A 12,451-nucleotide genomic window follows, 5' to 3' on the forward strand; every position below is an offset into this window, starting at 1 on the left:
GGCGCACATATTCAGGCGGCGGCTGCATGATTCAGGCGACAACTATCTTGACATGCGCCGGACCTTACCCGGGCAGCGCTGCCAGCCCAGCCCTTTGGCGGCCAATCCCGGATCAGCCCATTCGTGTCAACTTTGAGCCAGAGGAGCCCTCACCGTGATCCCCCGCACAAGCCTGCTTCAGATCGAGGCAAGCAGGTCAACCTGAACCGGCACGGCTTCAATGGACAAAATCTGATTGCCAACGCCAAGCGACCAATCGAAAAGCACAGCTGCAGTTAAGGGCAAGCACCCTCGACCCCTGCAACTGCATAGAAATTCATTGCACATCAATCACCACAAGCCCATTAGGAGACCTGCATGAACCCAACCCAGACCCAACGCAGAAGGCTGTTGACCGCCGCCATCGCGGCGCCCGCCACTTTTGGCTTGCTCAGCCCATGGGCGCACGCGCAAACCTGGCCCAGCCGGGCGGTGAGCCTGATCGTCGGCTTTCCTCCCGGAGGCATCGCCGACCTCACCACCCGATTGGTGGCCAACCACCTGACGCGAGCGCTGGGTCAACCCGTGACAGTGGACAACCGCGCCGGCGCAGCGGGCAATATCGGGGCCCAGGCGGTGGCTTCTTCGGCTCCTGATGGCTACACCCTGCTTTCTGCTCCCGCAAGCCTGCTGGCGATCAATCCGCACTTGCACCGCATGACCTTTGACCCCTTCACCGACTTGGTGCCGGTGGCCGCAACGGGCCGGGTTTTTGTGTATCTGATGGCACGCGCCAACTTGGGCGTCCGAAATGTGCAGGATTTCCTGACGATGCTGCGCGCCCGCCCCGGACAACTGACCTTTGGTTCGGCCGGCAACGGCACTTCTTCGCACATTGCGGGCGAAATATTCACCAGCCAAGCCAATGTGACGGCCAGACACATTCCGTACCGAGGCGCCGCACCCGCACTCACGGCGCTGATCGGCGGCGAGATTGATTTCCTCTTTGATTCCGGCCCAGGCTTGCAGGCGGCTCAGGCGGGCCGGGCGCAATTGCTGGCCGTAGGCAGCCGCACCCGCGTGCCCGCGCTGCCAGATTTGCCGACGCTGCATGAATCGGGCCTGACCGATTTTGACGTGGACACCATCTTTGGCATTTACGCTCGCAGCGGCACACCGCCTGCCATCGTTGCTCGACTGAGCTCCGAGATCGGCCGCATCATGCAAAGCACCGAGGTGCGCGAGGGGCTGGTGGCCATTGGCGCAGGAACTGCCCTCGAGGGCTCACCCCAAGAGCTCGCAGCGCGGATCAGAAACGACTCCGAGCGCTTTGGGCGCATCATCCGAGAACGCAACATTCGACCCGACTAACCCCTATGCCCAACCGCAAAACCGCAGCACCCATTCAAGCCGGCATCGACCTGCAACTGCAAGACGAAGTCGCCCTGATTCGCCTGTCGCGCCCGGCCAAGCGCAACGCCCTCAACGACAGCTTGATCCTCGCCTTGCGCGAGACTTTTCAAAACCTGCCCCAAGGCGTGCGCGCGGCCGTCATCCATGGCGAGGGCGAGCACTTCTGCGCCGGGCTCGATTTGTCTGAGCTGCAAGAGCGCGACGCCGGCCAGGGCATGCAGCACTCGCGCATGTGGCACGCCGCGCTCGATGGCGTAGAGCGCGGACCGGTGCCCGTGGTGGCGGCGCTGCACGGGGCCGTGGTGGGCGGCGGTTTGGAGCTGGCCAGCGCCTGCCACATTCGGGTCGCCGACGAGAGCACCTTCTTTGCCCTGCCCGAGGGCACGCGCGGCATTTTTGTGGGTGGCGGTGGTTCGGTGCGCATATCCAAGCTGATCGGCGTGGCGCGCATGACCGACATGATGCTCACCGGCCGCGTCTACAGCGCCAGCGAGGGCGAGCGCGCCGGGCTGACGCAGTATCTGGTGCCCACCGGCGGCGCGCTCGAACGGGCGCTGGCCTTGGCGCGCCAGATCGCCACCAACGCCCCGCTGACCAACTACGCCCTGATGCACGCGCTGCCGCGCATTGCCGAGCAACCGGCCGATCACGGCTACTTTACCGAAGCCTTGATCTCGGGCATGGCCCAAGCCGCCCCCGAGGCCAAGGAGCGCGTGCGCGCCTTTCTGCAAGGCAAGGCCGCCAAGGTGCAGAAAAAATAAACCCCTAGGCACTCCCGGCGCGCCGCTGCACAGCCAAGCGCGCCCCCATCTTTGCAGCCATGAACACCAGCCCGCCGTTTCGACCGCTGACATTTGGCGTCACCCAGGCGCGCTTGCGCGAGGGCCCGCCGGGCACGCGCTACCTGCGCGCCGCGCCCGATTTGCTGCCCTACCCCGAGCGCCTGACCGACCGCCTGCGCCACTGGGCCGAAACCACCCCAGAGCGCACCTGGATGGCGCGCCGCCAGCGCGTGGTCGGCGCCGATGGCCAAGCTGCGCTGGGCGATTGGCAACCCATCAGCTACGCCGACGCTTGGGCCACCGCGCGCCGCATTGCCCAAGGGCTGCTCGACCGCGGCCTGAGCGCCGAGCGCCCGGTGCTGATCGCGTCGGAAAACAGCCTAGAGCACGCCCTGCTGGCCCTGGGTTGCCTGGTGGCTGGCGTGCCTTACGTGCCCAGCTCACCGGCCTATGCGCTGCTCAGCACCGACTACGACAAGCTGCGCCACGTGCTGCGCAGCACCACGCCCGGGCTGCTGTTTGCCAGCGATGCGGCCCGCTACGGCAAGGCCTTGCTCGCCGTGGCCGAAGCCGATATGGAAATCGTGCTGGCCGAAGGCGACCTGGATGGCCGCCGCAGCACCCGCTTTGCCGATCTGGCCGCGACACCGGCCACGCCCGCCGTCGATGCCGCCATGGCCGCCACCGGGCCGCAAACGATCGCCAAATTCCTTTTTACCAGCGGCTCGACCAAGCTGCCCAAGCCGGTCATCAACACCCACGGCATGTGGTGCGCCAACCAGCAGCAAATGGCCCAGTCCATGCCGGTGCTGGCCGAGCAGCCTTTGGTGCTGGTGGACTGGCTGCCCTGGAACCACACCTTTGGCGGCAACCACAATTTCGGCATGGTGCTGATGCACGGCGGCACGCTCTACCTCGACGACGGCAAACCCACCCCCGCGCTGATGCACGAAACCCTGCGCAACCTGCGCGAGATCGCGCCCACGGTCTATTTCAACGTGCCCACCGGCTTTGAGGCCATTGCCCATGCCATGCAGACCGACGCCTTGTTGCGCCAGACCCTGCTCTCGCGCGTGCAGATGTTTTTCTACGCCGGTGCGGCGCTGGCGCAACCGGTCTGGGATAGCCTGGCCGAGAGCGCAGAGCGCGAAATCGGGCAGCGCATCGTCATGGCCACCGGTTTGGGCATGACCGAATCCGGCCCCTTTGCCATTTTCGTCACCCACCCGCACGTGCAATCGGGCGACTTGGGCCTGCCCGCCCCCGGGCTGGAGCTCAAACTGGTGCAGCAAGGCGACAAAACCGAGGTGCGCTACAAGGGCCCCAACATCACCCCCGGCTATTGGCGTGCGCCCGCCGACAGCGCCGAGGCCTTCGATGAAGAAGGGTTTTTCAAGAGCGGCGATGCGGTGCAATGGATAGACCCGACCCACATCCACCTGGGCCTGAAATTCGACGGCCGGATTGCCGAGGACTTCAAGCTCGCCACCGGCACCTTCGTCAGCGTGGGGCCGCTGCGCGCCCAGATCATCGCTGCTGGCGCCCCCTACATCCAAGACGCGGTGCTCACGGGCATCAACCGCAATGAAGTGGGCGCCATGGTCTTTCCCACGCCCAAGGTGCGCGCGCTCTCGGGCTTGCCCGCTTCGGCCTCGATGAGCGCGGTGCTGGAAAGCGCCCCGGTGCAAGCCCACTTTCAAACGGTGCTCAACCAACTGGCTCAGCGCGCCACCGGCAGCGCCAGCCGCATCGCCCGGCTGTGCCTGCTGGCCGACGCACCCAGCATCGACCGGGGGGAGATCACCGACAAAGGCTCGATCAACCAGCGCGCCGTGCTGGCACACCGGGCCGACAGCGTGCTGGCTTTGCACGAAGATCGGCTGCCCCACATCCTCAAACCGCAACCCTGAGCTTGGCTGCACCAGGACATACGCATGCAACACAAAGGCTTTTTCAACGCGTTCGATGACATCTGGTTATTGGACGGCGTGCGCACCCCGATGGTCGATTACTGCGGCGCCCTGGGGTCGGTCTCGCCCACCGATCTGGGCATCAAAGCCGCTCGCGCCGTGCTGCAACGCTCAGGCGTGGCGGGCGCGCACATCGGCTCGGTGATCGCGGGCAATATGGCGCCGGGCGATTGTTACCAGTACATGCTGCCGCGCCACATCGGCCTGTATGCCGGCGTGCCGGTGGAGGTGCCGGCGCTGATGGTGCAACGCATCTGCGGCACCGGGCTGGAGCTGCTGCGCCAGGCGGGCGAACAGTTGCAAGGCGGCCTGTGCGAGGCCGCCCTGGTGGTGGGCTGCGAGAGCATGACGCGCAACCCCATCGCCGCCTTCGAACACCGCAGCGGCTTTAGGCTGGGGGCACCGGTGGGCTTCCAAGACTATTTGTGGGAAGCGCTGATGGACCCGGCCCCCGGCATCAGCATGATCCAGACCGCAGAAAACCTAGCCAAGCAGTATGGCATCGGCCGCGCCGAGGTCGACGCCTTTGCCAGCCGCTCCTTCGCCCGGGCGGTAGCGGCCCAAGAAAGCGGCTTTTTCGAAGATGAGATCGTGGCCGTGGTGAGCGAGCGCTTCGAGCTGGCCGGCTACCAAACGCGCGGCATCAAATTGCCGTCCAAAACACCCGAACTGCGCGCCGATACGCACCCGCGCCCCTCCCCCGTGGAGGTGCTGGCCCAACTCAAGCCGGTCTATGCAGGCGGGGTGCAAACCGGCGGCAACAGCTCGGCGCTGGTGGATGCGGCGGCGGCGGCGGTGGTAGCCACCAGCGCCTACGCCCAAAGCTGGGCCAAAGACAGCGGCAAACAACCCTTGGCGCGCCTGGTGGCCAGCGCGGTGGTGGGGGTGGCGCCCGAGATCATGGGCATCGGGCCGGCACCCGCCATCCGTTTGCTGCTGGCGCGCTCGGGCCTGGCGCTGGCCGACATAGCCCGCTTTGAAATCAACGAGGCCCAAGGCGCGCAAACGCTGGCGGTGGCGCGCGAACTGGGGCTGGATATGGAGCGCCTGAACGTCAATGGCGGCGCCATCGCGCTTGGCCATCCGCTGGCCGCGACCGGGCTGCGCTTAGGCATTACGCTGGCGCGCGAGCTGCGCCGCAGCCAGCAGCGCTGGGGCATCGCCAGCGCCTGCGTGGGCGGTGGCCAAGGCATGGCGCTGCTGATCGAAAACCCTTTGGCTGCATGAATGGTATGAGCAAATCCGTCGTTTTTGAAGTGGATGTGATGTTTGGCGACTGCGATCCGGCCGGCATCGTCTTTTTTCCCAATTTCAGCAAGTGGATGGACGCCTCGTCGCTGAACTTCTTTATGCAGTGCGGCGTACCGCCCTGGCGCGAGTTGGTCAAGACCAGCGGCATCATCGGCACGCCGCTGCTGGAAATCCACACCAAGTTCATGCAACCCGCCACCTACGGCGAGCGCTTGCAAATCCACACCCGCATCGTCGAATGGCGCGACAAGGTTTTCATCCACGAGCACCGCGTCCAGCGCGGCAGCGATCTGCTCTGCGAGGGCCGCGAGACGCGCGCCTTCTGCATCCGGCACCCGCAGCACCCCGAGCGCATGAAGGCGATTGCCATCCCGGAGCACATCAAAGCCCTGTGCCTTTGAGGCCCCGGAGCGGATCCGCTGCGCCTCAATACTGGATGCGCGCAAAGTAGGTGCGCTGCGCCGCCGCCCGCGCCTGGCCCAGGGTGTGGATGCCTTTTTCGGCCAGCAAGGGCAGCAGGCGCACGAACACCTCGGCCGTCACCATGGCGTCACCCAAGGCGGTGTGGCGGCCGATCACGGTGACGTTGAAGCGCTCGGCGATGGCCTCCAGCCGGTGCGAATCTTGGCCCGGGTGCACCACGGCCGACAGCAGCAGCGTGTCGAGCACCGGCTGCTCGAACACCAGCCCGGTTTTTTGCTCCTTGAGTTGCAAAAAGCGCATGTCGAAGGCGGCGTTGTGCGCCACCAGCACGGTGTCGGCGGCAAAGGCGTGCAAGGCGGGCAGCACCTCCAGAATGCCGGGCTGGCCTTGCACCATATCGGGCGTGATGCCGTGAATCGGGATCGACTCGGGCGGGATCTCGCGTTTGGGATCGACCAACTGGTCGAACACCTCTTGCTTGAGCAGCTTGCCGTTGAGAACGCGCACGGCGCCGATCTGGATGATCTCGTCGCCCTCGGCTGGGTTCAGGCCAGTGGTTTCGGTGTCGAACACGGTGAAGGACAAATCGGCCAGCGGCACCTCGTCGAGCGCCTGGCTGCGCGGGCTGACGCGAAACAGGTCGAAATCGTAATACTCCGGGCGGCTTGGGTGGTGCACGAAGGTGGCGTTGTCGAGCTGTTCTTGCGCCGTGGCGGTGGGCAGCAGGAAGCGAAACCAGGCCTGGTTGCTGGCCCGATCGCGCTCCAGCCAGAAGGCGCCGCCGTGGCGGTCCACCACCTCGCGCACCGTCAAGGCGCTGGCCTCGGTGCCGATGCGCATGGGGTCGATCTCCCAGTTCATCACGGTCTCGGTGCTGAGCGTGGCGCCGCTCCAGATCAGGTCCAACTCGGCCTTGTCGGCCCCTTGGCCGGAGGGGCGCAGGCGCAGGCTGACGTGACGGATGGCGAATTCGTCGCGCAGGCGCGCACTCAAAAACAGCAGCGCCTGCAAAATCGAAAAGCTCTCGATGCGCAGCCACAGGTTGGGGTCGGCCTCGCTCTGGTTGAGCGCCAGGCCCAACGTTTCCTCGATGCGCCGGCCGGCGGCGCTGAGCAAGTCGGTGCCGAGCATGTCTTCCAGCGGCCAGCGGCTTTGAAACACCTCGGCCGCCTCGCTGCTGCTGCGCTGCACGCGCTCGCTTAAGGCCTGCACCTCGTCGCGCACCACGGCCAGAAAGCGCTCGCGCAGGGCGGGTTCGAGGTCGGGGTAGTCGAGCATTTCGATGGCGGCGCGCATATTGGCCAGCGCCGCCCGGCTGCCTTCGGTCAGGCCCAGCACCAGGCGCTCGCGCTGCGCCTCGGCCTCGAACTCGCGCGTGATGTTGTCGAGCATGAGCACGAAGCCGGCCAGTTGCAGGGGTGGGGCCTGGGTAACGGGCCCGTCTGCTGCTGCCGCAGCCGCAGCGGGCTCCAAGGCCGCGCCCAAGGCCGGCGCGGCATCGGGCTCGGCCACGCTGCGCACCGGCGTCATCTGCACGCGCAGCAACTGCCCGGCGCGGGTGCTGGTGACAAACTGCGCCGTGGGTTGCGCCACCCCGCGCTGCAGGCGCTGCTGCACGCTCTCGAGCGCGTGCGCCACCAGCTTGCGATCGAACACGGTGTAGATCGTGCGCCCGAGCCCGATCAGCTCGGCCCCATCGGCCAGGCGCGGGCTTTGCGAGAGGGCGCGAAACTGCATCCGGGCCCGGTTGTTGTAGAGCAGGATGCGGCCATCGAGGTTGCACACCACCACGCTTTGGGTGAGCTCAGACATCAGCGCCGCCAAGCGCGATTTTTCTTGCTCGATGTCGCGCGCGGCGGCGCGCACCTTGTCTTGCATCTGGTGCCGCAGCTCCTCGCGCTGCGCCACCAACTGGTTGAACAGCTTGGTCAGCTCCTTGGTCTCGACGTTGCCTTTGGGGCGCAGCTCGCGCACCACGTCGGTGCGCAGCAGCACCTGCGCCTCTTCGGCCAGTTGCACCGAGGGCGTGACCCAGTGGCCGAACCAGCGCTTCAGGCCCCAGGCTATCACCCCCATGCCGGCGCCCCAGGTTGCGCACACCAGCAGCAGGCTGGGCCCGACCAAGCTCCATACGGTGGCGCGATCGGGTGGTGTGAGCGTGGCGGCAATAAGCCAGAGCGTGAACAGCAGCCAGACGATGGAGACCAGCGCCGCCACGGCCAGCAGCCAGACCAGCCGTTTGTCGGTGGGTTGGTGGCGGGCCATGATCAGCGCGTGGACTGCAACATCTGGCGCACTTTCTCCACCAGCTCCTTGGTCGAGAAAGGCTTGGTCATGTAGGCGTCGGCGCCCAGCGCCAGGCCCTTGGCGACGTCGGTGTCGCGGCCCTTGGCGGTGAGCATGAGGATGCGGGTGGACTTGAGCGCCTCGTTGGCGCGCACCTCCTGGCAGACCTCGAAGCCGGTTTTGCGCGGCATCATCACGTCGAGCAGCACCAGGTCCGGGCGCAGCGCGGCAATCGCTTCCAAGGCCTCTACCCCATCGCGGGCCAGATGCACTTGGTAGCCTTCGCGCTTCATCAGGAATTCGAGCGAGAGCAGGATGTTGGGCTCGTCATCGACGATCAGCAGGGTTTTTTGGTTCATGGTCGCGGTCTCCTGGTTCTGGTTCTGGTGCCGATTGTGCCGTGCCTGCCGCCGCAGTCCCAGTCTCAGCCCCGCACAGGGGCAACTCGAAACCGAAGCAGGCCCCCTGCCCCGGCGCGCTGTGCAGCCACAGGCGGCCGCCAAAATGCTCGATGATCTGGCGGCTAATCGGCAGCCCCAGGCCGGTGCCGCGCAGCCGCCCCTGGCCATCGCTGCTTTGGCGAAAGCGCTCGAACACGCGCTGCTGATCGGCCAGCGACACGCCGGGGCCGTTGTCTTGCACCGTGACGACCGCGCTGCCGCCGCGCCGCTGCAGCCGCAGCTCGATGCGCCCGCCCGGCGTGGGCACGAACTTGGCGGCGTTGGAGAGCAGGTTGAGCATGACTTGCGTGAGTCGATCCGGGTCGGCGCGCACCCACAGCGGCGGCTTGGCCGGGTCGGGCAGCCGCAGGTGCAGCTCGGTGCCCTTGTCGCGCAGCAGCTCGGCGGTGGTCTGGCACGACTGGCGCAGCAGCTCGGCCAAGTCCAGCTCGCTGGGCTGCCAGTCGGCGTGGCCGGACTCGATCTTGGCCATGTCGAGCACCTGATTCACCAGCCGGCTGAGGCGCTCGGTCTCGGCCACGATGATGCCCAAAAACTGCTGGCGCTGCGCGGCGTCGAGCCCAGGGTCGTCGCGCATCAGCTCAGAAAAGGCGCGGATTGCCGTCAGCGGGGTGCGCAGCTCGTGCGTGACGGCCGACATGAACTCATCACGGTGCCGGTCTAGGCTTTGCAACTGCTCGTTGGCGGCGCGCAGCTCGTCGGTGGCGCGCTCCAGCGAACGCGATTTTTCTTCCAGTTCCTGCGAATGCAGGCGCAAGCGGTTCGATTCTTCTAGGATGCCGAGCACATCGGCCACATCGAGCGCATCGGCCTGCACCACCGAGGCCACCATGGCGTGCGCCGAGGCGCTGCCGATGGCCCCAGCAAGCAGGGTTTCCACGTGCTGCACCAGTTGCGCATCGGCCGGCAACTGCGCCACGCTGGCCACACCGCGCTGGCGCGCATAGTCGGCCAGCGCGGCTTGGGCGCGTTCGGGGCCGAGGATGCGCGGCACCAGCGGCAGCAGGTCGTCGAGCCGCGCCCGGCCGCGCCAGAACACCGGCTGCGTGGCAGCGGTGCGCTCGAACACATCGACGAACAGCACCGCCTGGCTGGCCTCTTGCGCCGATGGGCTGCGCCAGAGCGAAACCAGCACATAGGCCCCGACGTTGAAAAACATGGTCCAGAAAAAAGCGTGCGTGAGGTGATCGAGCCCCTGCAAGCCAAACAGCGCCTCAGGCTTGAGCCAGCCTATGCCCCAGGGGCCGTGCAGCAAAAAGCCGTCGTCCAGCCAGCCCGACTTGGCCAGCGAGGGCAGCATCAGGGTGTAGCACCACAGCCCAAAGCCGAGCAGCAGGCCGCTGAGCGCACCGGCGCGGGTGCCGCCCTTCCAGTACATGCCGCCAAACAGCGCCGGGGCAAACTGCGCCACCGCAGCAAAGCTGATCAGCCCGATGCCCATTAGGGCGTAGGCATCGCCCGCCAGGTAGTAGTAGAGGTAGCCCAGCAGCATGATGAGCACGATGGCGCCGCGCCGGATTTGCAGCAGCCAGCGCTTGAAATCGAGCGTGCGCCGCAGCACGCCCTGCAGCCGCAGCAGCAGCGGCGCGGCCAGGTTGTTGCTGATCATGGTCGAGACGGCGATGCCATCGACGATCACCATGCCGGTCGCCGCCGAAAAGCCGCCGATGAAGGCCAGCAGCACCAGCCACAGCCAGCCCTCGGCCAGCGGCAGCGCCAGCACGAAGGTCTCGGGGTGCACCACAAGGCCGGGCTGCGCGCCAAAATACAGCATGCCGCCCAAGGCAATGGGCAGCACGAACAGGTTGATCAGCAGCAGGTAGAGCGGAAAGACCCAGACCGCGCGCTTGAGGTGCCGCTCATCCACGTTTTCCACCACCATCACCTGAAACTGGCGCGGCAGCAGCAGCACCGAGAGCAGCGCCAGCACCGTGAGCGTGAACCACTGGGCGTAGGCGAAGCGGCTGTCGTCGCCGAGTTCGAGCAGACCGGCCATTTCGGGCACGGCCGCGGCGCGGGCAAAAATGTCGCCCACGCCGTTGAACAGCACAAAGCTCACAAACACCCCCACCGCCACGAAGGCCAGCAGCTTGACCAGCGATTCGAGCGCGATTGCTGCCACCATGCCCTCGTGGCGCTCGCTGCTGTCGAGCTGGCGCGCGCCAAAGACGATGGTGAAACCGGCCAGCGCCAGCGCGAGGTAAAAAGTGCTGTCTTGCCACCAGCTTTGCGGGGCCGGGAAGGGCTGGCCCAGCGGCGTGGTGAGCACCGCGTAAGCCACCGCAATGCCCTTGAGCTGCAAGGCGATGTAGGGCACGATGCCCACCACCATGATCAGCGTGACCACGCCCGCCAGCAGCGGGCTCTTGCCGTAGCGGCTGGAGATGAAATCGGCGATCGAGGTGATGCGGTAGGTCTTGGCGATGCGAATCATCTTGCGCACCACCATCCAGCCCAGGATCATGGCCAGCATGGGCCCAAGGTAGATCGGCAGGAACCAGAGCCCGTCGGTGGCGGCGCGCCCGATGCTGCCAAAGTAGGTCCAGGCGGTGCAATAGACCGCCATCGAAAGCGCATAAACCCAGGCGTTGCCGATCAGCGAGCGGCCTTGGGCGGCGCGCCGGTCGCCATAAAAGGCCACGGCAAACAGCAGCAGCAAGTAGGCGGTGGCAACGGCGATGACCAGCAACGGGGACATGGGGCTGGGCTTGGGCTCGGATTTGGGCTGAGGTTGGGCTGGGTGGCGGTTTTAGTCGGGCTGGCGCTCCATCAGCCAGGCCAGCAGCGCAATCAGCACGGCCCAAAGCGTGAACATGGCCAGCGGAAAGAGTGGGATGCCCCACCACTTGATCTCGCTGTCCCACAAGGCGATGAGCGGAAAATTGAACAGCAGCGTGGCGGCGGCGAACAGCGCCAGCAGGCGTTGCGACAGCAAACTCTCGTTCATGGCGTGTCTCCGGGGGCGTTCGGGGGCGTTCGGGGGCGTTCGGGGGCGTGCGGGGCGGCATGGAGCCGGCCGCTTGGGGCCTCACACGGGATCGAAGGCCCAGCCCGATTCTGATCGATTTTGATCGTTTTGACATGGTGCCCGCCTGGGGCTTACCCGGTGCTGACCGGGCGGGCCAGCCCTGCCGGAGCATCGCCGCTACACTCGCGCCTTGGCTGGCCAGACCCGAAGTGGGCAATGCTTGGCCGCATGGGTGAAGTCTTGGTCGGTTGTGAGCAGAGTCAGGTCATGCCGGATCGCAAGTTGCGCCAGCAGCGCATCGATGGTGCCAATTTGGACACCCGCCTGACGGCATGCGTTACGCAGCATCGCCGCACCGATGTGATCCTCTCGATCCGGTTGCAGCACAGGCAAGGCAGCAAAACGCTCAATGATCAGGGTCTGTGCTTTGGCACCTCTGAACCCTTGCAAAAGCTCTTGCAGAACCAGCCCCGTCGTGACCACGACTTCTGCACCGCACAGGGCATCCTTGAGTTCTTGCACCTCGGGCCCGGTGGCCTCGGCATCACGGCGCAAGGCCAGAGACCACACGCTGGTATCGATGAGCAACGTCATGTGCTGCGAGACCGTTCAGCCTTGTAGTCGTAGGACTGATCCCACTCCAGCTTGCCGAGCAGATCGGCCAAACCCCGTTGTTCTCGGCGCGCGATGAACTCTTGCAGGGCTTTGGTTACCGCAGCCTTTTTGGTGCGCTCACCGCTAACCTGAACCGCGCGGTCGAGCAGCGTCGGATCGATTGCGAGGTTGGTGGCCATGTGTGACTCCTTGTGTGGGATTCTACACATTTCAACGGCTTGATAGGGTGTGCTTCATGACGGTAACCGTCCCGCCAACCCACCTTGCCAGCAGCCTACGGGTCTGACAAGATAGCGCCCACGC

11 protein-coding genes are annotated in these 12,451 nt (G+C 66.0%); 5 read left to right on the plus strand and 6 right to left on the minus strand.

Annotated elements, in window-relative coordinates:
- Positions 1-357: 357 nt before the first annotated feature.
- The 5 genes from SRAH_RS05950 to SRAH_RS05970 are packed head-to-tail and all read left to right on the plus strand — an operon-like array spanning position 358 to position 5,796.
- Positions 358-1,350 carry a Bug family tripartite tricarboxylate transporter substrate binding protein gene (locus SRAH_RS05950; protein ID WP_029462434.1) on the plus strand — a complete coding sequence of 331 codons (993 nt, stop codon included), beginning with the start codon at positions 358-360 and terminating at the stop codon, positions 1,348-1,350.
- Positions 1,351-1,355: 5 nt separating this feature from the next.
- Positions 1,356-2,153 carry a crotonase/enoyl-CoA hydratase family protein gene (locus SRAH_RS05955; RefSeq protein ID WP_029462435.1) on the plus strand — a complete coding sequence of 266 codons (798 nt, stop codon included), beginning with the start codon at positions 1,356-1,358 and terminating at the stop codon, positions 2,151-2,153.
- Positions 2,154-2,212: 59 nt separating this feature from the next.
- Positions 2,213-4,084, plus strand: coding sequence for a feruloyl-CoA synthase (locus SRAH_RS05960; protein ID WP_029462436.1), 1,872 nt, complete (start codon positions 2,213-2,215; stop codon positions 4,082-4,084).
- A gap of 24 nt (positions 4,085-4,108) precedes the next feature.
- The gene (locus SRAH_RS05965) at positions 4,109-5,371 is read left to right on the plus strand and encodes a thiolase family protein (protein WP_029462437.1); all 1,263 of its coding nucleotides are present in this window, start codon (positions 4,109-4,111) and stop codon (positions 5,369-5,371) included.
- A gap of 5 nt (positions 5,372-5,376) precedes the next feature.
- Positions 5,377-5,796, plus strand: coding sequence for an acyl-CoA thioesterase (locus SRAH_RS05970; protein ID WP_029462438.1), 420 nt, complete (start codon positions 5,377-5,379; stop codon positions 5,794-5,796).
- A gap of 25 nt (positions 5,797-5,821) precedes the next feature.
- Here SRAH_RS05970 and SRAH_RS05975 read toward each other — a convergent pair whose 3' ends face one another.
- The 6 genes from SRAH_RS05975 to SRAH_RS06000 all read right to left on the minus strand — a co-directional run bounded on the left by SRAH_RS05975 (position 5,822) and on the right by SRAH_RS06000 (position 12,327).
- A complete protein-coding gene (locus tag SRAH_RS05975; protein WP_029462439.1) occupies positions 5,822-8,083 on the minus strand; it encodes a 3'-5' exonuclease in 2,262 nt (753 codons plus the stop codon).
- A 2-nt stretch (positions 8,084-8,085) separates the two neighbouring features.
- Positions 8,086-8,463: a response regulator transcription factor gene (locus SRAH_RS05980; protein ID WP_029462440.1), complete on the minus strand. Its 378-nt coding sequence runs from the start codon at positions 8,461-8,463 to the stop codon at positions 8,086-8,088.
- A complete protein-coding gene (locus SRAH_RS05985) occupies positions 8,432-11,263 on the minus strand; it encodes a sensor histidine kinase (RefSeq protein ID WP_076606993.1) in 2,832 nt (943 codons plus the stop codon). The genes SRAH_RS05980 and SRAH_RS05985 overlap by 32 nt, the downstream gene beginning before the upstream one ends.
- 51 nt (positions 11,264-11,314) lie before the next feature.
- Positions 11,315-11,512, minus strand: a complete 198-nt coding sequence (locus SRAH_RS05990; protein WP_029462442.1) for a hypothetical protein — start codon at positions 11,510-11,512, stop codon at positions 11,315-11,317.
- Positions 11,513-11,710: 198 nt separating this feature from the next.
- A complete protein-coding gene (gene vapC, locus SRAH_RS05995) occupies positions 11,711-12,127 on the minus strand; it encodes a type II toxin-antitoxin system VapC family toxin (protein WP_029462443.1) in 417 nt (138 codons plus the stop codon).
- Positions 12,124-12,327 carry a type II toxin-antitoxin system VapB family antitoxin gene (locus SRAH_RS06000; RefSeq protein ID WP_029462444.1) on the minus strand — a complete coding sequence of 68 codons (204 nt, stop codon included), beginning with the start codon at positions 12,325-12,327 and terminating at the stop codon, positions 12,124-12,126. Before SRAH_RS06000 ends, vapC begins: the two co-directional genes overlap by 4 nt.
- Positions 12,328-12,451: the final 124 nt, after the last annotated feature.

Origin of the sequence: Serpentinimonas barnesii, from assembly GCF_000696225.1 — a bacterium.
Lineage (GTDB): Bacteria > Pseudomonadota > Gammaproteobacteria > Burkholderiales > Burkholderiaceae_C > Serpentinimonas > Serpentinimonas barnesii.

What these genes read in the sequence shown, in the direction of transcription:
- SRAH_RS05950 (WP_029462434.1), top strand. Translation starts at nt 358, where the DNA reads ATGAACCCAACCCAGACCCAACGCAGAAGGCTGTTGACCGCCGCCATC.
- SRAH_RS05955 (WP_029462435.1), top strand. Translation starts at nt 1,356, where the DNA reads ATGCCCAACCGCAAAACCGCAGCACCCATTCAAGCCGGCATCGACCTG.
- SRAH_RS05960 (WP_029462436.1), top strand. Translation starts at nt 2,213, where the DNA reads ATGAACACCAGCCCGCCGTTTCGACCGCTGACATTTGGCGTCACCCAG.
- SRAH_RS05965 (WP_029462437.1), top strand. Translation starts at nt 4,109, where the DNA reads ATGCAACACAAAGGCTTTTTCAACGCGTTCGATGACATCTGGTTATTG.
- SRAH_RS05970 (WP_029462438.1), top strand. Translation starts at nt 5,377, where the DNA reads ATGAGCAAATCCGTCGTTTTTGAAGTGGATGTGATGTTTGGCGACTGC.
- SRAH_RS05975 (WP_029462439.1), bottom strand. Translation starts at nt 8,083, where the DNA reads ATGGCCCGCCACCAACCCACCGACAAACGGCTGGTCTGGCTGCTGGCC.
- SRAH_RS05980 (WP_029462440.1), bottom strand. Translation starts at nt 8,463, where the DNA reads ATGAACCAAAAAACCCTGCTGATCGTCGATGACGAGCCCAACATCCTG.
- SRAH_RS05985 (WP_076606993.1), bottom strand. Translation starts at nt 11,263, where the DNA reads ATGTCCCCGTTGCTGGTCATCGCCGTTGCCACCGCCTACTTGCTGCTG.
- SRAH_RS05990 (WP_029462442.1), bottom strand. Translation starts at nt 11,512, where the DNA reads ATGAACGAGAGTTTGCTGTCGCAACGCCTGCTGGCGCTGTTCGCCGCC.
- vapC (WP_029462443.1), bottom strand. Translation starts at nt 12,127, where the DNA reads ATGACGTTGCTCATCGATACCAGCGTGTGGTCTCTGGCCTTGCGCCGT.
- SRAH_RS06000 (WP_029462444.1), bottom strand. Translation starts at nt 12,327, where the DNA reads ATGGCCACCAACCTCGCAATCGATCCGACGCTGCTCGACCGCGCGGTT.